This is a genomic window from Aquiflexum sp. TKW24L, from assembly GCF_023502205.1.
Lineage (GTDB): Bacteria > Bacteroidota > Bacteroidia > Cytophagales > Cyclobacteriaceae > Cognataquiflexum.
Map to the genome: position 1 here is coordinate 62,967 of NZ_JAMFLG010000005.1, position 20,976 is coordinate 83,942.

Genomic DNA, 20,976 nt, shown 5'->3' on the forward strand with positions numbered 1-20,976 from the left:
TGTATTCTTTTTTTGCAAAAAATTATGGAAATTGTATAACAATTTTTGAAGGCAAATAAATCATTTTTGTATAAATGAAAAGTTACTTAAGTGAGTTAGTAACCGTTTCATCTACATCTAAATCGCAAGGACATGGAGAATTTTAAAATCAGAATGAAAAGAAAGGCCTTCAAAAACAAAGTGTTGAATAAAGATGCCGATTCATTTATTCAGCCATATAAAGAATTGCCTTCAGATAGCAAAACTGGTCACGGTTCCGACAGAATCAACGCTCACGATTTATTTTCACACTATACAGCTGACATCATTAAAGAGAATGTCATGTTCACCAAATAATCAATGGTGAAAGAGAAGCCCATAGCTTTCCTCTAAAAGAATATCCTTCCACTCTTTAATAAGATGCTTGTAGGCTTCTCCTACAGGCATTATTTTTCTGTCTAAGTCATAGAGACCCAGTTCATTGATGTTTCCGGCATCACTTCTCAGTGCAGAATCCCAATCAACTTGGTGCAATAGACTGTACCAGGTAAAACCGATTATAGGCACTCCATCTTGCTTGAGTCGGTGGAGGTTGGCCCATTGTTTTAGCAGCCACTCTTTACAAGCCGGCATTCTGATATTCGTCTCAGTATGCATGATGGGCAATTTGTACCTTTGGTAATACTGATTGGTCAAAACGTAGTATCCAAAGATCTCTCCGGAAGCTTGTGTAGACCCATCGGGATGTACAAGGTGTTCGTTGGTCACATAATAATCGTTGCCCATGACACACTTGGCTTTTACCTGATTTTGTGCAAACCAATGATACTCGCTTTTGGTCATCCCATTCTCCAGCAGGTATTCATACATGGTCACATTGATAGGATAACCATAAGTCAGGTCAAGTGAGAGGAATCTTTTTTGATTCAGAAAACGGGCAAGCGGTAAAGCCTTTGGTTCGATCGCATGAAAATATTCTGTGGATTCACTTTGGATAAAAGTCGCGTCAGGCTGTACTTTCAAAATGGCATGCATGGCCATCACATTAGCTTTTGATAGGTTTTTTAATGCAGTTACAAAAGCCCAGTCGGAACTCAGCCTTTCATTCCACCAACCATATTGTGCAGAAAACATGGCAGTGATAAATATTTCATTGACAGGGGTATAAAATTGCAGGTCAGGAAACCTAGTGGCAAAAGCACTTGCATACTCTGCAAAATATTCCGGGAATTCAGGATTTTGAAAATCTCCCAACCAATCCGGGAGACCAAAATGACAAAGGTCCACCAATGGTGTTATGCCCATTTCTTTGAGCCGGTTGAAGGTGACATCCGTAAACCCCCAATCATATTTTCCTGGTGCCAGATGTGTTTTATAGTAAGGAGGCCCGTAGCGTAAAAACTCTATCCCCATTTCCTTGACCAATTCAAAATCTTTTTCCCAGTGGGTGTAATGGCCTGTTTTTTCCATTTCATCCACGCGCTTAATGGTGCCATCCGGCAACATAATATTGGGATAACTATTCTCAATTCCTGTGGCAAACATGAATTTACTTCCAAGCATATTTTATAAAATTTTTTTAATAAATCTTTTCTTCAAAATATCGATGTAGGGCATTTTCTATAGTTGGTAGCAGAATGCCCCTTTCACTATGCAATACACTGTAGAGGGGTCGTTTTGCTTTCCATTTCATTTGTATTAATTTTTTTGTATTAAAACTTGGACGGGCCATTCCCCCTCGTGAGGCAATTTCAGAAGCAAAATCAGCCCAGGTCAGACTTCCTTGATTGCTCAGATGCCAAATACCTTTTTCTTCATCAATCAATAAATTTAGTGCAGTGTTTACCAAGTCAGGTACATATGTTGGCGAAACAACTACATCACTCAAAACAGAAATTGGGGTTTGGCGTTGCTGTGCCTGCAAAATATCATAAGCAAAATTACTCTTGTCCCAAGGACCAAAAAATGCACTTGTCCTGATAATCAAGGCATCAGGATTATTTGTAATTACCAATTTCTCTCCTGAAACTTTGCTTTCCCCGTACACATTTAAGGGACTTACAATGTCTGTTTCGGTGTAAGGATTATTTTTGGAACCACTAAAAACCAGGTCAGAAGAAAATGTCAAAAACTGTATTTTAAACATTTTGGAAACTTGAGACAGCAATGCAGGAGCTGTAGAATTTACAGCAAAGCATTCTTGAGCGTCAGATTCAGCATCATCTACCCTTACATATCCGGTCGCATTGACCACCGCCCATGGCTTATATTTTTTGAAAGCATTTATTATACTATCCAAATCAAAAATGTCAAAATCAGCTCTTGAGATTGCTACAAAAGGAATTTTTCTGGCTTTGCAGATATTAACAAAAGCAGAGCCCAAGGTACCGGTTTCCCCGATAATTAAAATTGGTGCTTGGTTGGTTGGAACTTTAAGATGTTCCGAATTATGCCACCAGCCTTTTTGGTCCAAAAGAGGATGTTGGTAATCATTATTTTCACTTAATGATTTGATCAGTTTTACAGCAGCTGTTGGACGTAATTTATTGTTTCGAATATCAAACACGCCTGTCTCGTAATGAAAATTGCTTTCAGTCAATAAACTATTCCAATCATAAGCGCCCAAAAGTGACCATGCTGTCACGGCTTTGAGGTTAATTCCTTCTTGGGATAATTGGTTAGCTTCGTCCCAAATTTCCTTAAACCACCTCATTTGTTCTTCACGGGTGCAATTAAGATGTACTTCAGTAATCGCTATAGGCAACTTGTAGCGCTTCCAGGTTTCCTTTACCAATGCCTTGAATCCATCAATTTTCTTGTCTGTAACCCTCACCATTTCTGTATCTGCATACCGGTGTTGACCATTCGCACCGTGTGTATAACTCGGATAATTGTCAAGATTTTCATCCAGATATCTTTCGGAGGTTACATAATAATTCAATCCGATAATGTCAGGAACACAGGTGTTTTCCTGCAAAAAATCAAGCTCATTTTCCTTAATCCCTACATACAAAAAATACTGCCAAAGCGGGTGTTGGTTATTTACCTTTCCGCAAAGTAAGTCATATGTAAGCCAGCGCCTGTTGTTTTCAAAATCTGCCTGGTATTTTAATAAAGGCGTGCTATGAGTTTTGGCTAAATCTTCTGTTTGAACAAGTTTTGCCGCCGGATTAATTTTTCTTATTGCCTTCATGGCAAGTACCACGCCTTTGACTTGGTTAATGAGCATGGTTGCAAAACTTAAATCGTCTGCAGCATGGGGATACCAAAAACCATAAAGTCCGCTAAATCGGGCAGTAGTGAGTGGTTCATTCACCGGCGTATAATATTCCAACTTTGGAAATTTTGCAGCTACCTGACTGGCATAATCTGCAAGGTGATAAGGGAACCTATCGTCCAGAAGATTGGTATTAGAAGGTCCGCTTCCATGATGAACCAAACCCGCTATGGGAACTATGTTGAGTGCATTCAATAAATTCAATTGGTTTTCTATCCAATCCCAATTCATTGCTTGCTTTGGTGTTTGTTGATGATGTTCCCATAAAACTGGATATCGCAGGGCTTTGATGCCTAACTGGGCAATATGATTGAGATCGTCAGCTCTTTCATAATGACCTAATAGATCCAATTGGTCACGGTAGTTATTTTGAATACGATTAATAGTACACTCTATACCACCCCAAATTTCAGGTTTCTGAAAAGGGAATTGATTTTTCATTGAAAATTTATTTCGTTAACTGTATTACTTACATAATGTAAATTCATATTAAAGTGTAAGTTTGAAAATTCACTTCGATTAACCCTATATAGCTGCTGATACTAACCCATTGCCATTGATAGCCACCACTTCTTTATTTATTTTTTTGAACAAAGCCAATGATTGCGCGACTACCTGATCCATATTGTAATATTTATATGTGCCTAACCTTCCTGTGAAATAGGTATTGGGTTCTGATGCAGCCAATGTTTTATATTGGTTGTAGATCTCTGTATTTTCTTTTCTTGGAATGGGGTAGTACGGATCGCCTTCTGCAGTAGGATATTCATATACTATGGAAGTTTTCTCATGCCTCTGTCCGGTCAGGTGCTTGAATTCTGTGATCCTGGTATATCCCTGACTCATTGGATAATTTACGGTACCGGTTGCCTGATAATTTTCCGTGTCTATGGTTTGGCTTTTGAAATTGATGGAACGGTAAGGGAGTTTTCCAAAACAATAATCGAAATAACCATCAATCGGACCTGTATAAATTAAAGTCTTGTAATTGATTTCATCCAACACGTCTTTATAATCGGTGTTGAGCATGATATTGATATTGGGATGATCCAATAAGCGATGAAACATATTGGTATAACCTTCCAAAGGCATTGCCTGAAACACATCTGTAAAATACCTATTGTCTTTGTTGGTTCGAGTTGGTACTCTTGCAGTGACAGAAGCGTCAAGTTCTGATGGATCCAATGCCCATTGCTTGATAGTATAATGCTTAAAAAATTTTTCGTACAATTCTCTGCCTACTACACTGACCACTACATCCTCAGAAGTAAGTATCTGGTCTTTTTTTTCAGCTTTTGAATTGAAAAAATCCTGAACCTGCTCGCCTGAGAGATTCAAACCATATAAGGCATTGACGGTATTTTGATTGATGGGAATAGGCACAAGCTGTCCATCCACACTTGCCAATACGTGGTGTTCGTAGGGACGCCATTCAGTGAAGTATCCGAGATAATCGAATACTTCTTTGCTGTTGGTATGGAAAATATGAGGACCATATTTATGTACTAAAATCCCATCGCTGTTATAATAGTCATAGGTGTTGCCACCGATGTGGTTTCTCTTATCTATCAATAAAACTTTTTTATTGGCGATTGATGCCAACCTTTCTGCCAGTACCGACCCTGCCAGTCCTGCCCCCACTATTAAGTAATCGTACATGTTTATTGATTTTTTCGGTAAGTAAATTTTGATTCTTATTAATTTCAATCTGCATCAATTCATCCATCCTTCCCCAGGTGGCGTCCCATGAGATGGCACTGAGATATTCGTCCACTTGTGTCAGCCACTCACTGGTATCGACCAGGCCTAATTCTAATGAAGCTTTTTGGACCAGCTCTTCTGCGGTTTCTATGACATGCACCAAACCCAAATCATGGTAAGGATGGATCACGTCAGTAATGGCCGAGGAGATAACCGGCTTGCCTGCGGCAAGGTATTCCGGTGTTTTGGTGGGGCTGATGAATTTTGTCGATTCATTGATTGCAAAAGGAATCAACGCAATGTCCCATCCGCTGAGGTAAAGAGGCAACTGCTCATATGTTTTGGAACCCAGATAATGAATATTATTATTTTGCGGCAGTGTGGCAGGATCAATCTTTACCACCGGACCTACCAATACAAAATGCCAGTCAGGTTGGGCATCTGCAGCTTGCCTGATTAATTCTATATCAAAGCGTTCATCTATCACGCCATAAAAACCTAATCTTGGATGTGGAATGTTTGACTGATCAGCTACATCCTCATTGATGCTTCTAGCTGCTCTAAAATGAGCTTTGTCAATACTGCTTGGAAAAGAAAAAATATTATGATGTTGCGACTTCTTTGCCTTGTAAAGACTATTGCCACCGGTAAATACGACATCAGCCTTTTTGAATAATTCCTGTTCAAATACTTTTAATGCAGGAGGAGCAAATTTGAATGCACTGAGTTCATCCATGCAGTCATAAACGACCGCTTTAGGATTAAAATCCTCAGTATAGGCCAATGCCATTGGCGTATAATACCAGAATAAATAATTTGAGATGGAATGCTCTTTGAAAAGTTTTTTTACAATAAACTCTACTCTTTTTGTTTCATTCAATCCATGGTAGCTGTTGGACAAGTGAGGCACAATGACATTTACATGCTCATCGGTGACAGTGATGGAATACCCATCTTCTTCGGCACTGTATATAAACTCTTCTATATAATAGACAGCATATTTTTTTGTAAAGCGGCTTAGCAGATGCTGTGGACGCTGGTATACAAATTTCCAGGACAAATGGGAAAAGCAGACTAGCTGCATGGTGATGTTTTTTTCGATCATCTTTTTTATTATTAAGCGATTATTAATCATAGTCCATCTAAGAAAAGAACTAATATTGCTATGACATATTTTAGAGGTACACAGCTATCTATCAATTTCTTACCCAATTAGGAGGACTCCAACCTTGATTTATTTGGGGTTTTGTAAGCTTTCAGGATTACAAATTTCATCACTCCTGAAAGAATTAGTGTTATACAAAATTCAGAAAGAGTTATACCATTCTTCCATTTGTGTTACACATTCGATGCGAAAACGATAGCATCGTTCCCTAAGATATGACCTGAAAAAGCGCCAAATCCTATTTGAGCGTACCTAGGAGGATATAAGTTGGTAGATTATTACCTTACGGGAAGCTCAGTTTTGAATAAAATGAAACAGTATTTTGCAATTAAAATACCCCAAAAGCCTCCATTATTTATTGAATGACAACCTGAACCATGAAAAAACTGCTCAGCCACATCCACCACATTGCCATCATCTGCTCCGATTACCAAAAGTCTAAACAGTTTTATACAGAGGTGTTGGGAATGGATATTATCAGAGAAGTATATCGCGAAGAAAGAGATTCCTACAAGTTGGACCTTAGCTTAAATGGTGAATATGTCATCGAATTATTTTCATTTACCGACCCTCCCAATAGACTTTCGAGACCTGAGGCCACTGGTTTGAGACATTTGGCATTTGAGGTGGAGGATTTGGAAGAGGTTTTGGAAGAAATGGGAAAAAATAAGGTGGATTTTGAACCTACTAGGATCGATGAGTTTACCGGCAAGAGGTTTACCTTTATCTCTGATCCTGATGGATTACCGATCGAGTTTTATGAGAAGTAGTAATGGTTGGATAGGAAAAGCTCACTGATTCCGTCATTGTGTTATTCCAAAAAATAATAAGTAATTTTCACAAGTTTTAATCCACCCAAGCATGGAACCAGTGAATCCAAAAGCAAAAGAACTAGCCTCCAAAAGAAAAAAGGTCATTTTGTTTTTAAGTCTGATCATTGTCTTGACTTCGGCCTTTGCCGTCAAGAAGTTATTTTTTACCGATTCGGCTTTTGACAAACAATTGAAGATGCTTTCTGTCGAAATCAATAAATCTACCCCTCTATTAGTAGATGAGAATACCCGCCTTGACAGAACTGAAACAAAGAGGGGAGAAATTTTCCTTTACCACTATACCTTGGTAAATATGGAAAAAGGGAAGTTTGAGGAGGAAGAACTTAGGGAATTTCTATGGACACAGATTTTGGACAATATCAAAAACAATCCAGACCTTCAATATTTCAGGGAATATGGGACTGCCATGACCTACACCTACCAAGACAAAAACAACAAGCACCTTTTTGATTTGAGCTTTACTTCCAAAGATTACCGCTGAATTGTAAGATTCATTGGACAAAAAACATATCCTTTAAACAAGGTTTTGTTAGCTGCTTTTTCCTTAAATTTTGGTTGAAATTAACCCGAATTCTATGAAGCTATTTTTCACCATGGCATTTATCATTGCCGCCTGTTCCAATAATCCCTCTGAAAGTGTTGACAGTTTCGGAGGAGAGTATAATGAGGTCCTTGAGATTCCCGCAACCAGACAAGAAGCTCCACCTTCAGAGAAGATGCTTCTATCGCAGGATATTAGTCAAAAACTCGTACGGTCCGGAGGCATCAATTTCCAATCAGAGGATTTGGAAAATGATTATCAGCAGATTAAAAATATGCTTGGAGGATTCAATGCCTATTTGGAAAATGAAAACCAATTCAATGACAATTACAGAAAAAGCTATACCCTCAGTATCCGGGTTCCATCAGATAATTTTGATAGCTTATTAAATACTATTTCCGCTATTGCCTATCGGGTCGAAAGCAAAAATTCCAATGTGGATGATGTGACCGAAAGGTACTACGACCTCCAAAGCCGGATCCAAAACAAAAAGGAACTTGAAATCAGATACCGGGAAATATTATCCAAAGCCAATCAGGTCAAGGATATCCTCGAAATCGAACGCAATCTCACCGAGGTCAGGACTGATGTCGAAATGATGGAGGGACAATTCAATTACCTCAGCAAGCAGATCAAATTCAGTTCCCTTCAGGTGCAATTTTATGAAGAGTTGCCATATGAATTGAATTCACCCAAAAAGAAAGGATTCTGGGTGAGGATATTCAATGCTTTGGATAATGGTTGGCAGATATTTATTTCTGTAGTGGTTGGATTGGTGACACTTTGGCCTTTCTTTTTTGCGGGAGCTATAATTTTTATTTTGGTGATTTATTTGAAAAGGAAAAACAAGAACCATCCATGAGCCTGAGCAGAACTGGTGTATTTCTAATTTTTGTGCTATTGTTTTTTTCCTGTGCGAGCATTCAGGATTCAAACATCAACCTACGGTTAGACAAGAGCAATTGCTTTCAGGAATATTTTTATGAATATGCAGAGGATCAGATTCCTGCTCCCCTGCATACCCTTACCATTCCTGAAAGCCTCCAAAACAACTTTTCCAAATCTAGCATTAACATCGCCAATGCCATGGGGATTTTGGATTTGCTTGAAAGATACCTAGTGGGTCTCGAGGATTTCTATGCGGATCCAAGTTTTGAAAAACGGCTCAGCCACCTGGAACTTTACCAGAAACTTTCGCATCGCATAGGTTTTGCAGAATTAGAGATTTCTTCTGAATCTGCCGAATTGGGTTGTGAGGAGGAGCGTATCGAACAGATTGCAAACTACCTCAAAGCAAAAGAAGATGATATAGATACCAAGTTGACGGTTGCGTCTATCGTGGTCGGGGCAGTTGGGGCCATTTTGACCACTGCATATTTTGACCAAGGCAAGACAGGTGAATACATTGCATTGGGTACGGGGATTTTGGGGGCAACATTGGGTGTGATGATTTTGGTCAACAAAAAGAAAGTGACTTTTCAACACCCTAGAAATCATTTGCAAGAGATATGGGAAGGTCCCCAGACTGCGAGTTATTTCCCTGCTTCAGTTTGGTATTATCTCAATTATGTCTATCCTGAAGAGGAAAAGCAGCTTTCCATAAGGGAAGAAATCATTGAAAAATGGATAGGATTGGGATTATTTGACAATGTCAAGCCAAAAGACAAAGAGGCTTTGATTGAGAAGTTTTTTGGAGGTGGAGGTGTATATCTGAGCGATGAACTTGCGGAAAGAGCAAGTATGTACGATCAGCTTGGATCGCAGATCAACCTCATGATGCAGGATTTGAAAAGTCTTACCCGTGAACTGGAAGTGTTGCAGGTAAAGAAGTTTTCGGAGCTCAGGAAAAAGTGAGAGTTGGGAGACGATCAAAGGCAAATAAATCGTTTGTAACAAGCTGATATTTCAAAAATTAATCTTTGCTCTTTTAAGTGCTGTCTTTGATATAGGTTTAAAAAAAAGTTGGTGCTATGATTTTCTTTTCAAACCATTGATTATCAATTAATTTGGATTTTCATTAAATTCGATAACTGCGTATGAATCTGACAAGCCCAAGCTATCGAAACCATGAAAAGAATCCATCTCTTTGAATTTGAGGACATGCCATGGTTTCCGGATTGGATCAGGGTTTTGATGACAAGGTACATCATGACATTCCACAGGGTTCTTGACACGCCAGGTATTTTAGAGGAACTAGTCGAAAAAGGCCTTCAAAGATCAGAGGCTACTAGGATTATCGATCTATGTTCAGGTAGTGGAGGCCCTATGCTTGAGGTGGCAGAAAAGCTAAAAACCTCAGGAAAATTTCCGGACTTAAAGCTCATGTTGAGCGATCTGTATCCCGACCAAGAAGCTGCCAGGTCCCTCAATCAAAAAGGCGATGAATCGGTCACTTACCTGATAGATTCTTTGGATGCTACGCAAGTCCGCAAAGGTCTTGTTGGACTTCGTACAATGGTCAGCAGCATGCACCACATGAAGCCGGAAGTCGCAAAAAAAATATTAAATAATGCCAAAGTGGCACATCAGCCAATTCTGATTTTTGAAATCTCTGACAATACCCCACCTATTTTTCTTTGGTGGCTCGCAATACCTTTTGCGTTTATTATGACATTTTTCGTAACCCCAATCGTACGTCCCATCTCTTGGCAGCAATTGGTTTTTACTTATCTTATTCCAATTTTACCTTTTTTCATCGCTTGGGATGGTGCTGTATCCAATGCCCGAACCTATACTTTGGACGACATGGAGGAACTGATCCGGGGATTGTCGGATGGGGATTATGGCTGGGAAATGGGTAAAGTAAAAGGAAAGGGAGGAAAAAAACTTTATTTATTGGGAAGTCCCAAGCATTTCCTATAATCACTGAATAAAACCATGATTATTCCACCATTCTTCTTGGTATGTCCAAAGGCAATCTCGTAAGCAATTCATAATTTACCTGTTGGCTGGATTCTCCAAAGGAGGCGACGGTGATTTCAAGTTCGCCTTGAACACCAATGATAACAACCTCATCTCCCTTCTTTACTTTTTCCAAATCAGTAACATCCACAGCTATGCTGTTCATCGTGACTGTTCCTGTGACGAAAACGATCTTTCCGGAAATGAGGACTTTACCCTGGTTGCTGAGTAAACGGCTGTATCCATGCCCATAGCCGATCGGCACCAAAGCGATCTTCATGTCTTTTGGCGCCATGTAGCTCGAGCCATATCCGATAAATTCACCCATTTTGACTGATTTGATATTCATCACGCTACTTTTCCAGCTGATAAGTCTTTTGAGAGGATTTTTATTGTTTGCTGGCAAAGATTGGTACCGGTACATATAGGTTTCCTGTGTCGGCCAAAATCCATAGGAAGTTATTCCAAGTCTGACTAGATCCATTTTTGTTTCAGGATAAAGAAGTGTTGCGGCCGAGCAGGCAGTATGGTGCTTATCAAATTTTAGACCTTGTGATTCAAACCAGGTTTTGAATTTCTTATATAGCTTGATCTGCTTGCGGACACGTACATAGTTGCTGATGCTTTCTGCTCCTGCATAGTGGGTGCATAGACCTTTGAGTGAAAGTTGTTCGGCATTTTCTTTCAGAATCTCCAACAAGGCTTCTTTTTCTTCCCCTTCAAATCCTGTTCTGTGAAATCCTGTTTCCACTTCGATATGGATTTTGGCCTTGACATTTAGCTTTTTCGACATCTTGATTGCTGCATCCAATCGTTCAAATTCAAAAACGTAAAAGCTGATTCCTTTTAGAATAATTTCCTCCAAATCTTCATTTTCCAGCATGCCCATAATCATGATTTCACTGTCCGATTTACTTGCCTCATGTACCCGCAAAGCCTCATCTGCGCTGAAGGTACTGAAGTGTCGGATGCCGTTTTCTTCAGCCAAATGAACAATATTTTCAATGCCATGTCCATAAGCATTGCCCTTGACGACCACAGATATCTCGGTTTTGGGACCGATATCAGATTTCAAAAAATCCATATTTTGCCTGTAGGCTTGTCGACTGATCTCTATGTAGGAAGTATGACGCATCCTGCAAATTATACAATTTGGAAGCATTGGAACCTATCATTTCCTGATTGGTTCTCTCTTTGCGTCAGAAATTTTTGCTTAAAAATATTCAAGAACCTCATGATTTAGACCATTGTCCATTGTTTTAACCCTTTTGAGCGTACCATTAATCTTGTCATATTGTTTATTAAGACCTCATCGTGTCAATCAAAAAATGTCATCAACCTTTTGAAGATTTTTTATTAATATTCCTTTTCAATTGAATATGATGAAAAAATACCTCCTCCCACTTTTGATTCTTTTGGCCTGTGAAAGTAAAGAAGTAAGTCCTCCGGCTCTGGTTGAACCCATTCCTTCACCGAGACAACTCGCCTGGCATGAGTTGGAATACTATGGCTTTGTGCATTTTAACATGAACACTTTTTCGGATATGGAATGGGGAATGGGGAACGAACATCCTTCAGAATTTAACCCGACTGCATTGGATACAAGGCAGTGGGCAAAGGTCGCCAAAGATGCCGGAATGAAAGGGATCATCATTACCGCCAAGCACCATGATGGATTTTGCCTTTGGCCTTCAGCTTACACAGAGCATTCGGTCAAAAATTCACCTTGGAAGGATGGAAATGGTGATTTGATCCGTGAACTGTCGGATGCCTGTAAGGAGTACGGGCTGAAATTCGGGATTTATTATTCTCCTTGGGACCGCAATCATGCCGACTATGGCAAACCTGAATACATCACTTATATGCGTAATCAACTTACTGAGTTGTTGACCAATTATGGTGATATTTTTGAAGTTTGGTTTGACGGGGCCAATGGGGGAGATGGGTACTATGGTGGTGCCAATGAAGTCCGGACGGTGGATAAGCTGACTTATTATGATTGGGAAAATACCTATAACCTTGTCCGCGAATTACAGCCCGGAGCGGTGATGTTCAGCGATGGTGGACCCGACGTGCGTTGGGTAGGAAATGAACACGGATTTGCCTACGAGACGACTTGGGGCAATCTGATGCGGGATTCGGTCTATGCAGGGATGCCCGACTATCCAGAGAGATATGCTTCGGGTCAAGAAAATGGGACACATTGGGTTCCGGCAGAGTCGGATGTCTCGATCAGACCGGGATGGTATTACCATGAATATGAAGACCACAAAGTACGGACCTTGCCACAGTTGTTGGAGATTTATTACAAAAGCATCGGCCAAAACAGTTCTTTGCTCATCAACTTTCCTGTCGATAGACGGGGTTTGATTCATGAAAAAGATGTGGAGCAGATCATGAAATTGTCAGATAAAATCAAAGAGGATTTTGCTGTCGATCTGGCCAAAACTGCAAAAGTATCAGCTAGCAATGAAAGGGGAAAAGGATATGAAGCAGTGAATGTGACCGATGACAACAAGGAAAGCTATTGGGCTTCGGAAGATGGCGTGATTCAAAGCAGTATTGTTTTGACTTTGGCAGAACCGACCATTGTCAATAGGTTTGTGGCACAGGAATATATCCCACTCGGGCAAAGGATCAAGTCGTTTACTTTGGAAGTAGAGACTGAAACCGGTTGGGAGGAAATCTATCAAGGAACAACCGTGGGAATAAAAAGGATTTTGAGGTTTGATGATGTGTTGGCAAAACAGGTCCGCTTCACCATTATCGATGCAAAATCCAGTCCTACGATATCCAATATCGGTATATTCTATGCGCCAAAGCTCGTCACTGAACCTGAGTTGATCAGATCAAAATCAGGAGAAGTGACGCTCCAGGTTCCCGAAAAAGGAGTGGAAATTTTCTACACCTTAGACGGTTCAGAACCCAATGAGAACAGTACCAAATATGAAAATCCGATAAGCATTTCCGAGCCAACCACCATTAAGGCAATGGCTTTTGATAGTCAAAGTGGGAAAAAAAGTGAAGTTTTGGTTCATAACCTGGATATACCCAAAGCCAAATGGAAAGTGGTGAATCAAGACGAAAATGCTACAAAAGTGATTGACGAAGATTCACAGACCTTTTGGAAAAGTGGGCAAAATGAGGTGGTCATAGATTTGGGTGAATCCGTCGTCATTAGTGGTTTTACTTATTGGCCACCACAAAACAGGTTTATGATTGGGGTCATTTCGAAATATGTTTTTGAAGGAAGTAGGGATGGGAAATCCTGGAAGGCTTTGGCCACAGGGGAGTTTTCAAATATCAAAAATAATCCGATCGAGCAAGTGGTCAACTTTGCTCCTTCCCAAGTCCATTTTATTAAACTCAAATCCATTTTCACAACAGATAACCAGCCTGCTTCTTTTGCGGAGGTCGGTGTGCTGACGAAGTGAGGGATCTCTTGTGTTATTGTGATTTCCACCTGCTTTACCTGGTGGAAAATTTTAATTCAATATTGAAAAAAGGCTTTAGCCATGGTAATTATATTTAATGGAGGATAGAGCTAGTTGGTTGGTTTAGCGAAAACTATAGAAGCAATATTCTATTTGGAATTTTTTGCCTTTAACCTCAAATCAACTTCCTTCAGGTTACTGATTTCCACCTGCTTTAGCTGGTGGTTTAATTGAATTTATTACCTACAAACTAGGCTTTAGCCACAGTCTTATATTGATCCTTTTTATTCAGAAACCCTCAATAACTTTCATTGTGATGGTTAAATTTCCAACTGCTTTAGCTTTAGGTAAACTCCAATCCATTTCTCATTCTAGGCTATTGCCATAGAATCCAACTACCCCATTTTGGTGAAGCCACATTTCAAAATGAAATTTTCATATTCCTCCATAAAAGTTTCCTTACCATGATGTTCATCTTGATTTTGAATGTAGGATTGCACGATTGGAAGGAGGCTTTCAGATACTGAAATCCCAAAATATTCATCCTGCCAATCAAAACGAGAAGGGATAAGGTTTTCCTTATTAATCCAAAAAGCAGATTCACCTTTGATCAACTGCATTATTTTACTAACTGTTTGTTCTTTTCCCAAAGAGATCAAGCAACGACAGTGCTCCTTTTGAACTGCGAGCTGATCTATGTAAATGCCTTTGTTTTTGCAATTCTCCAAAATATGGGATTTAACATTTTCTCGTAAGGTTTTTCCATTCAAAAGAGGAACAAATTTTTTGGTTGTCCAGACAAAATGGATATGAATCTTTATAAATGGCATAGGTAAATGATTTAGGTTTACCTGAAATTAACCATATAGCGATCAAAAGAAGTGGTTATTCGGTTAAATATTCGACTATTTTAAACCCCATTTGACTAAAGTCAAAAAACGTCTTGGTAAGATATACTTAACCACTATCTGAAGATAGTGGAAATGGTTAGGTCCCAGTCAAAAAATATAATTGACATAATATAAATAGAGGTGGAAAGAGTATTCCCCTTTGCATATAAGGGTTATGAAATTTCCCTAAATCGTTTTACCTTATTCCCCGATTCATTTTACAACCCTGATGACCTTATTATGAAAAGAAGAGACGCCCTCCGGAGCCTTGCCTTGATTACAGGCGGCTTGGTGTTGGTTCCGTCCTGTGATTTCTCCAAGGAAGATATCCTCGCCGCCTACCAAAATCTCCAAATCACCCCTTCCCTCCAACAATTACTGAAAGATATAGCGGGGACCATCATACCTGCCGGAAATATCAAAAGTGCTGCCGACATAGAATCGCAGGACTTTATCCTGGTCATGGTCAATGATTGCATTGATACAGAAGGTCAAAAATCCTTCATGCAGGGACTGCAGGGATTTGATGATTTCAGCAAAAAAACCGGAGGAAGCGCTTTTTTAAAATTGGATCCTGCTGGCCGTGAAGCAGTGGTAAAAGCTGCTTTGGCAATAGAATTACCTGAAGATATCAAACCTGAAGATTCTCAGAAAGCTACCAAGGAATTTATCGGTATGGCCAAACGCTTTACCATACAGGGATTTATGATGTCGGAATACATCCAAACTGAAGTAAAACCCTATTCCCTGATTCCAGGGGAATACAAAGGTGCAGTATTAATCTCAGACCTCAAACCCGAAAGAATCAATGGCTAATCTCAACATAGACGCAGTAAAAGAAAGGACTTTTCAGGCCATAGTCATAGGTTCTGGCATATCAGGAAGTTGGGCTGCAAAAGAACTTACCGAACACGGGGTCAAAACACTGGTAATCGAAAGAGGTCGCGACGTCAAGCACATTAAAGATTATCCCACTACAAGCATGCTTCCTTACGAGTTTGAACACCGGGGACAACTTACGCAAGAAATCCAAAAAGAAAGCCCGATCGTAAGCCGCTGTTATGCATTCAGAGAAGATGCGGCCCACTTTTTTGTCAAAGACAACGAACATCCTTATGTTCAGGAAAAGCCATTTGACTGGATCCGTGGCTATCAGGTGGGAGGCAAGTCCTTACTTTGGGCAAGACACGTCCAAAGGTGGTCGGACTTTGATTTCGAAGGTCCGGCAAGGGACGGTTTTGCGGTAGATTGGCCGATCAGATACAAAGACATCGCACCTTGGTATAGCCATGTGGAGAAGTTTGCGGGTGTTTCGGGCAACAAAGATGGGTTGGCTTCTTTACCGGATGGGGAATTTTTGCCAGGTTTTCCTTTGAACGTGGTAGAAGAATATTTTCAAGGAAAACTCAAGGAGCATTATGGTGATGACCGCCATATGATTTTGGCACGCTGTGCCCACATCACCGGTAATTTTGACTACTACGCGCAGCAAGGAAGGGCAAAATGCCAAAGCAGAAATCTCTGTCAGAGGGGCTGTCCTTTTGGTGGGTATTTCTCCGCAAATTCCTCTACCATTCCTTGGGCCGTAAAGACTGGAAACATGACCATGCGAACCGATGCGGTTGTCCATTCCATCATTTATGATGAAGAAAAAGGCAAAGCAACCGGTGTCAGGGTCATCGATGCCAATACCAAAGAAATGGAAGAATATTTAGCAGATGTCATTTTTGTCAATGCTGCAGCATTGAATACCAATCTGATTCTGCTGAATTCAACTTCTAACCGTTTTCCAAACGGGCTTGGTAACGACAGCGGCCTGTTGGGCAAATATGTCGCTTTCCATAATTACCGGGCAGGCATCAATGCCGATTATGAAGGTCATCAAGAATATACCACCCAGGGTGGCAGACCTACTTCAGGTTATTTTCCAAGATTCAGAAATCTCAAAACACAGGAAACAGATTTCTTGCGTGGTTATGCTGCAGGATTCGGCGCTAACAGAGAATCCTATGCAGATCAAAGTGGCATCGGCATGGAATTGAAAGAGAACTTACTCAATCCGGATAAATATGGTCCTTGGAAGGTAAATTCCCACATGATGGGAGAAACCATTCCGAAGGAGAGCAACTATGTGGCTTTGGATCAAAATTCAAAAGACCCTTTTGGTATACCTCAATTAAAAATCAATGTCGATTATGATGACAACGATGAAAAAATGATCAAGGATTACCTCGAGCAGATGACAGAAATGTTTGAAAAAGCCGGCTTCACCAATATCAAAACCCGTGACGACAAGCGTGCGCCGGGATTGGATATCCACGAAATGGGCGGTGTGAGAATGGGAAAAGATCCAAAGACTTCTTTGCTTAATGGCAACCATCAACTCCACTCAGTTCCCAATGTCTATGTAACCGACGGCGCTTCGATGACCTCCACCGCTACGCAAAACCCATCCTTGACTTATATGGCATTTGCGGCTCGGGCAGCACATCATGCGATGAAGAACTTTGGTTGATCAAACATTCATCAGTAAAACAAAAATTCCGGTCAGAAATACCTGACCGGGATTTTTTATGAAACCAAATTAAAATCTCAAGTTTTCATTTTAAGCCATTACCTCTATTTCTTCCGATACGACTTCTTTTTCCGAAGGCCTTCCAGCGGCTTTTAGGAAATCATAGTGAGACTTCAATGCGGAACCAAAGGTGGCATTTTCATTATAAGGCAAATCAAATTCTTCAGCAGTTTGCTTCACGATTTCCGAAATCTCGACATAATGGATATGGCAGATATTTGGGAAAAGATGGTGTTCTACCTGTAAGTTCAATCCACCGCAAAAGAAGTTTACCACAGGATTATTCCTTGCAAAATTAGCCGTAGTCCTCATTTGGTGGGCTGCCCAAGTTTCTTCAATGTTTTCAGCACCTTGGGGATTTGGCATTTCGGTATCCTCTACCAAGTGGGCCAGTTGGAATACCAAAGCCAATACAAGACCTTCCGCAAAGTTCATGACCAAAAAACCGATCATAAACTGCCACCAAGTAATATCCATTACTACCAAAGGAATAATGATGAACAAAGAGTAGTAAACTAATTTGTAAAAGAACAGATTGAAGTATTCAATTTTAGGATGTTTGTTGACGTGTGCTCCTATTTTTTTCTGGAAAAACTTCACATAATCTTTTCTGAAAAACCAGGACAATGAAGCGAGCGAGTACAACGCAAAAGCATAAATATGTTGGTATTTGTGGATGGCTTTGAGCGGCTCTTCAGGAGAAACCCTAACTAATCCCGGAGCCACATCTAGATCCCCATCATGGCCAATAATATTGGTATAAGTATGATGAACTTTGTTATGTGTAATTTTCCAGACATACACATTGGCGCCGATAATATTAAAAAGGAACCCAAGGGATTTGTTGACTAAAGGATTTTTGGAATACGAGCCATGGAGTGCATCGTGACAGACATTAAATCCAATAAAAGCCATGTTCATTCCCAAAGCTATCGCTAAAAACAGCGATACGATCGTCGGGAATACTTCGAACAAGATCAAAAAATAAAGACCTACAAATGAGGTAAGATAAAATATGGTTTTTAATACCATCGCCGTATTGGCGTGCTTTGTAATATTGTTTTCCTTGAAATAATCATCTACTCTTTTTTTGACTGTAACAAAGTACTGTGAGTTTCCTGAATCAAGAAACTTAAGGGAAGTATTCATAATTTAATTAATTTTCTGTTTGGTTAAGTGTTTATATTAACTATCAGAGCTGGGATGGGTGACGAAAACTTATTTCAACAGCAGCGCGCAGGAAAAAGAAATTTTAATCTGTGACAAGAACGCTAAAACTGAACGAATTTCCGAATTTTTAAACATATCGATTAATAATTTTAATTATATTATCATTTAATCTTTAATTATGACCAAAAACCTAGCCAATAATTCCTTTTAAGTCAGCAGGAGAATAATTAATGGATTTCAGGGTTTTTCGGTCTTCTTTCCTGTAGACAAGATACAATTCACCTTGCTTTTCGTAATGGCAATCGACACCTTGATTTTGGTAGTGATTTATAGTCTGTTCTGCCTCTGTGATTGTTTTACAGGCCTTACTCATATTAGAACGCTGAACTTCTTCGAATAGTGCCTTGAATTTGTCGGCCAATCCAAATTCCAAAATCGCTCCCGAGAGTACATATTGGATGTCACAAAGGGCATCCGCAACTTCTACAATATCATTGTTTTTGATACCTTCTTCCAATTCTTTTAATTCCTCTGCAATAAGTGAAACCCGGAGCTGACACCGTTTTGGATCTGGTATCTGTGGCTCAGGCAGGATTGGATGTTTGAATGTCTGATGGAAAGCCGCAACTGAAGTAAGGCTTGTGGGATCTTGCATTGTGGGTATTTTTTACTGTGGGTGCAAAATAAAAAAACGGAGTAGTAATAACCCCGTTTTTTTGAAAATTTTTGATGAAAATCTTATGCTTTTTTGACAATCGTATTATACCTTTCTCCAACCATTTTCCAGTCGATGACATTCCAAAATGCCGTCAGATATTCAGGTCTTCTATTTTGGTAGTGCAAATAGTAGGCATGTTCCCAGACATCTACCCCGATCAAAGGAATTCCCTGAAAATCGGAAATATCCATCAGTGGGTTGTCTTGGTTTGGTGTGCTTCCTATTTGAAGTAGGTTGTTTTTGTCTAAGACAAGCCAAGCCCAACCTGAACCAAACCGGCTTTTCCCAGCATCTTCGAATTTGGTTTTGAAATCCGCAAAACTCCCAAAAGCACCGTTAATTGCTTCGGACAAATCACCTCCTGGCTCCCCGCCACCTGTTGGAGACATGAGTTTCCAATAAAGTTCGTGGTTATAATGTCCTCCTCCATTGTTTCTCATTTTGGTGGAATATTTTGAAATATTCATCATCACCTCTTCAAGCGGCTTGCTGACATCCACACTTTCCTCGGAGGCGGCTTCGCCAAGATTTTTGGCATAAGCAGCAGCATGCTTGGTGTGGTGGATTTCCATGGTCATGGCATCAATATGTGGCTCAAGCGCAGCATACTCGTACCCGAGAGCCGTTTGCTCAAAACCTGTGCTTAATAGGATTTTGGATTCTTCACTTTCTTCGCCTTCCCCACCGCAAGCGGTCAAAAAAGCTGAACCGATCATCGTACTTCCTATTCCAAGTGCAATGGTGGCTTTGGAACTATGGCTTATAAATGTTCTTCTTGAAACATTGTAAGTCGTCTTTTTCATAGATAATTTTTTCCTTTAGTGGATTTTCAAATCAAATCAATCAACAAGTTAACCAATTCAACATGATTATGAAACCTAAATGCAGACAATAAGTCTGATTTTGTGACAAGTTGGTTATGTTTGTAGAACCAAAATATCTTGGTTTGGTTTTTGAAAACAACCAATTCCTTTCATCCAAGGGCAATTGCTATGGAAATTTCTTTCTATAAATATCAAGGGACAGGCAACGATTTTATAATGATCGATGATAGGGCCGACGTATTCCCTGATCATGACCTTTCTCTGGTCCAAAAGCTCTGCGACCGGAAATTTGGAATTGGTGCTGATGGTTTAATCTTAATCAGGGAAGTGGACAACCATGATTTTGAAATGGTTTATTTTAATGCAGACGGCTCTCAAAGTATGTGTGGAAACGGTGCTAGGTGTGCAGTGGCGTTTGCAAAGTTCTTGGAAATCATTGACCAAAAAACCAATTTTCTAGCCATCGACGGTGTACATCAGGCTTTAGTCGCTGGAGAATGGATCGAATTGGAAATGAGTCCCGTCCTTAGCCTTGCCAATGCCGGAAATGATTATTTTGTCAATACAGGCTCTCCCCACCATGTGAAATTTGTAGAAAATGTTTCTGATTACCCTGTTTTCGAAGAGGGAAAAAAAATCCGATACAGCACTGCCTACGAACCGAATGGTACCAATGTCAATTTTGTAACTCCTCTAGAAAAAGATGAAATCCATGTACGGACTTATGAAAGAGGTGTAGAAAATGAGACACTTTCTTGCGGTACTGGTGTTACAGCATGTGCTTTGGTATATGGCAATCAGAAGCAATTGAAGGAAGTAAATATCAAAACACCTGGAGGAAAGCTCAAGGTCAAATTTTCTCAAAGTGCAGACGGAAGCTTTACCGATATATGGCTTATTGCGCCTGCAGTTCGGGTGTTTGAAGGAATAATTGAGATTTAATAGAAAGATGACTGTAGGATCTGGGA

The 20,976-nt window shown here is 40.0% G+C and carries 19 protein-coding genes; 10 read left to right on the forward strand and 9 right to left on the reverse strand.

From position 1 onward, the window contains the following. Nucleotides 1-132: 132 nt before the first annotated feature. Nucleotides 133-336 (forward strand): hypothetical protein, encoded by a 204-nt coding sequence (locus tag M3O96_RS04890; protein WP_249719182.1) that lies wholly within the window; start codon nt 133-135, stop codon nt 334-336. Here the strand turns inward: M3O96_RS04890 and M3O96_RS04895 are convergent, their stop codons facing one another. From M3O96_RS04895 to M3O96_RS04910, 4 genes are all read right to left on the reverse strand, one after another. After that, nucleotides 337-1,542, reverse strand: a complete 1,206-nt coding sequence (locus tag M3O96_RS04895) for a family 1 glycosylhydrolase (RefSeq protein ID WP_249719183.1) — start codon at nt 1,540-1,542, stop codon at nt 337-339. It abuts the gene before it with no gap. A gap of 16 nt (nt 1,543-1,558) precedes the next feature. Beyond that, complete coding sequence (locus M3O96_RS04900; RefSeq protein WP_249719184.1) at nt 1,559-3,697, reverse strand: family 1 glycosylhydrolase; 2,139 nt, start codon at nt 3,695-3,697, stop codon at nt 1,559-1,561. Nucleotides 3,698-3,781: 84 nt separating this feature from the next. Continuing rightward, nucleotides 3,782-4,915, reverse strand: coding sequence for a UDP-galactopyranose mutase (glf, locus tag M3O96_RS04905; RefSeq protein ID WP_249719185.1), 1,134 nt, complete (start codon nt 4,913-4,915; stop codon nt 3,782-3,784). Then, nucleotides 4,839-6,062, reverse strand: coding sequence for a glycosyltransferase family 1 protein (locus M3O96_RS04910; protein WP_249719186.1), 1,224 nt, complete (start codon nt 6,060-6,062; stop codon nt 4,839-4,841). Before M3O96_RS04910 ends, glf begins: the two co-directional genes overlap by 77 nt. 437 nt (nt 6,063-6,499) lie before the next feature. Between M3O96_RS04910 and gloA2 the strand changes: the two genes are divergently transcribed. From gloA2 to M3O96_RS04935, 5 genes are all read left to right on the forward strand, one after another. Beyond that, the gene (gloA2, locus tag M3O96_RS04915) at nt 6,500-6,892 is read left to right on the forward strand and encodes an SMU1112c/YaeR family gloxylase I-like metalloprotein (protein WP_249719187.1); all 393 of its coding nucleotides are present in this window, start codon (nt 6,500-6,502) and stop codon (nt 6,890-6,892) included. Between the two features lie 91 nt (nt 6,893-6,983). Beyond that, a complete protein-coding gene (locus tag M3O96_RS04920; RefSeq protein ID WP_249719188.1) occupies nt 6,984-7,436 on the forward strand; it encodes a DUF8479 domain-containing protein in 453 nt (150 codons plus the stop codon). Between the two features lie 94 nt (nt 7,437-7,530). Beyond that, nucleotides 7,531-8,358 carry a DUF4349 domain-containing protein gene (locus M3O96_RS04925; protein WP_249719189.1) on the forward strand — a complete coding sequence of 276 codons (828 nt, stop codon included), beginning with the start codon at nt 7,531-7,533 and terminating at the stop codon, nt 8,356-8,358. Then, nucleotides 8,355-9,350 (forward strand): hypothetical protein, encoded by a 996-nt coding sequence (locus M3O96_RS04930; RefSeq protein ID WP_249719190.1) that lies wholly within the window; start codon nt 8,355-8,357, stop codon nt 9,348-9,350. Before M3O96_RS04925 ends, M3O96_RS04930 begins: the two co-directional genes overlap by 4 nt. Before the next feature lie 213 nt (nt 9,351-9,563). Next, nucleotides 9,564-10,358 carry a hypothetical protein gene (locus M3O96_RS04935; RefSeq protein ID WP_249719191.1) on the forward strand — a complete coding sequence of 265 codons (795 nt, stop codon included), beginning with the start codon at nt 9,564-9,566 and terminating at the stop codon, nt 10,356-10,358. A gap of 19 nt (nt 10,359-10,377) precedes the next feature. Here the strand turns inward: M3O96_RS04935 and alr are convergent, their stop codons facing one another. After that, the gene (gene alr / locus M3O96_RS04940; protein ID WP_249719192.1) at nt 10,378-11,532 is read right to left on the reverse strand and encodes an alanine racemase; all 1,155 of its coding nucleotides are present in this window, start codon (nt 11,530-11,532) and stop codon (nt 10,378-10,380) included. A 247-nt stretch (nt 11,533-11,779) separates the two neighbouring features. Here alr and M3O96_RS04945 point away from each other — a divergent pair, with 247 nt between their 5' ends. Then, entirely contained in the window at nt 11,780-13,831 is a 2,052-nt protein-coding gene (locus M3O96_RS04945; protein WP_249719297.1) for an alpha-L-fucosidase, read from the forward strand. A gap of 395 nt (nt 13,832-14,226) precedes the next feature. Here the strand turns inward: M3O96_RS04945 and tnpA are convergent, their stop codons facing one another. Next, the gene (gene tnpA / locus M3O96_RS04950) at nt 14,227-14,661 is read right to left on the reverse strand and encodes an IS200/IS605 family transposase (RefSeq protein WP_249719193.1); all 435 of its coding nucleotides are present in this window, start codon (nt 14,659-14,661) and stop codon (nt 14,227-14,229) included. Nucleotides 14,662-14,961: 300 nt separating this feature from the next. Here tnpA and M3O96_RS04955 point away from each other — a divergent pair, with 300 nt between their 5' ends. Together M3O96_RS04955 and M3O96_RS04960 are read left to right on the forward strand one after the other, a co-directional pair. Further along, a complete protein-coding gene (locus M3O96_RS04955; protein ID WP_249719194.1) occupies nt 14,962-15,537 on the forward strand; it encodes a gluconate 2-dehydrogenase subunit 3 family protein in 576 nt (191 codons plus the stop codon). After that, nucleotides 15,530-17,236 (forward strand): GMC oxidoreductase, encoded by a 1,707-nt coding sequence (locus tag M3O96_RS04960; RefSeq protein WP_249719195.1) that lies wholly within the window; start codon nt 15,530-15,532, stop codon nt 17,234-17,236. The genes M3O96_RS04955 and M3O96_RS04960 overlap by 8 nt, the downstream gene beginning before the upstream one ends. 90 nt (nt 17,237-17,326) lie before the next feature. On the opposite strand, the gene M3O96_RS04965 is transcribed toward M3O96_RS04960, so the two are convergent. The 3 genes from M3O96_RS04965 to M3O96_RS04975 all read right to left on the reverse strand — a co-directional run bounded on the left by M3O96_RS04965 (nt 17,327) and on the right by M3O96_RS04975 (nt 19,987). Beyond that, a complete protein-coding gene (locus M3O96_RS04965) occupies nt 17,327-18,445 on the reverse strand; it encodes a fatty acid desaturase family protein (protein WP_249719196.1) in 1,119 nt (372 codons plus the stop codon). Between the two features lie 211 nt (nt 18,446-18,656). Continuing rightward, nucleotides 18,657-19,121 carry a pyrophosphohydrolase domain-containing protein gene (locus M3O96_RS04970; protein ID WP_249719197.1) on the reverse strand — a complete coding sequence of 155 codons (465 nt, stop codon included), beginning with the start codon at nt 19,119-19,121 and terminating at the stop codon, nt 18,657-18,659. Nucleotides 19,122-19,204: 83 nt separating this feature from the next. Continuing rightward, nucleotides 19,205-19,987, reverse strand: coding sequence for a superoxide dismutase (locus tag M3O96_RS04975; protein ID WP_249719198.1), 783 nt, complete (start codon nt 19,985-19,987; stop codon nt 19,205-19,207). 189 nt (nt 19,988-20,176) lie between these two features. Here M3O96_RS04975 and dapF point away from each other — a divergent pair, with 189 nt between their 5' ends. Beyond that, on the forward strand, nt 20,177-20,950 hold the full coding sequence (gene dapF / locus M3O96_RS04980; RefSeq protein WP_249719199.1) for a diaminopimelate epimerase: 774 nt from the start codon (nt 20,177-20,179) through the stop codon (nt 20,948-20,950). Nucleotides 20,951-20,976 lie beyond the last annotated feature (26 nt).

Coding starts and splice junctions, on each gene's coding strand:
- M3O96_RS04970 (WP_249719197.1), bottom strand. CDS start 19,121: ATGCAAGATCCCACAAGCCTTACTTCAGTTGCGGCTTTCCATCAGACA.
- M3O96_RS04935 (WP_249719191.1), top strand. CDS start 9,564: ATGAAAAGAATCCATCTCTTTGAATTTGAGGACATGCCATGGTTTCCG.
- glf (WP_249719185.1), bottom strand. CDS start 4,915: ATGTACGATTACTTAATAGTGGGGGCAGGACTGGCAGGGTCGGTACTG.
- M3O96_RS04895 (WP_249719183.1), bottom strand. CDS start 1,542: ATGCTTGGAAGTAAATTCATGTTTGCCACAGGAATTGAGAATAGTTAT.
- dapF (WP_249719199.1), top strand. CDS start 20,177: ATGGAAATTTCTTTCTATAAATATCAAGGGACAGGCAACGATTTTATA.
- gloA2 (WP_249719187.1), top strand. CDS start 6,500: ATGAAAAAACTGCTCAGCCACATCCACCACATTGCCATCATCTGCTCC.
- M3O96_RS04975 (WP_249719198.1), bottom strand. CDS start 19,987: ATGAAAAAGACGACTTACAATGTTTCAAGAAGAACATTTATAAGCCAT.
- M3O96_RS04910 (WP_249719186.1), bottom strand. CDS start 6,062: ATGATCGAAAAAAACATCACCATGCAGCTAGTCTGCTTTTCCCATTTG.
- M3O96_RS04965 (WP_249719196.1), bottom strand. CDS start 18,445: ATGAATACTTCCCTTAAGTTTCTTGATTCAGGAAACTCACAGTACTTT.
- M3O96_RS04900 (WP_249719184.1), bottom strand. CDS start 3,697: ATGAAAAATCAATTCCCTTTTCAGAAACCTGAAATTTGGGGTGGTATA.
- M3O96_RS04955 (WP_249719194.1), top strand. CDS start 14,962: ATGAAAAGAAGAGACGCCCTCCGGAGCCTTGCCTTGATTACAGGCGGC.
- alr (WP_249719192.1), bottom strand. CDS start 11,532: ATGCGTCATACTTCCTACATAGAGATCAGTCGACAAGCCTACAGGCAA.
- M3O96_RS04945 (WP_249719297.1), top strand. CDS start 11,780: ATGAAAAAATACCTCCTCCCACTTTTGATTCTTTTGGCCTGTGAAAGT.
- M3O96_RS04930 (WP_249719190.1), top strand. CDS start 8,355: ATGAGCCTGAGCAGAACTGGTGTATTTCTAATTTTTGTGCTATTGTTT.
- M3O96_RS04920 (WP_249719188.1), top strand. CDS start 6,984: ATGGAACCAGTGAATCCAAAAGCAAAAGAACTAGCCTCCAAAAGAAAA.
- M3O96_RS04890 (WP_249719182.1), top strand. CDS start 133: ATGGAGAATTTTAAAATCAGAATGAAAAGAAAGGCCTTCAAAAACAAA.
- tnpA (WP_249719193.1), bottom strand. CDS start 14,661: ATGCCATTTATAAAGATTCATATCCATTTTGTCTGGACAACCAAAAAA.
- M3O96_RS04925 (WP_249719189.1), top strand. CDS start 7,531: ATGAAGCTATTTTTCACCATGGCATTTATCATTGCCGCCTGTTCCAAT.
- M3O96_RS04960 (WP_249719195.1), top strand. CDS start 15,530: ATGGCTAATCTCAACATAGACGCAGTAAAAGAAAGGACTTTTCAGGCC.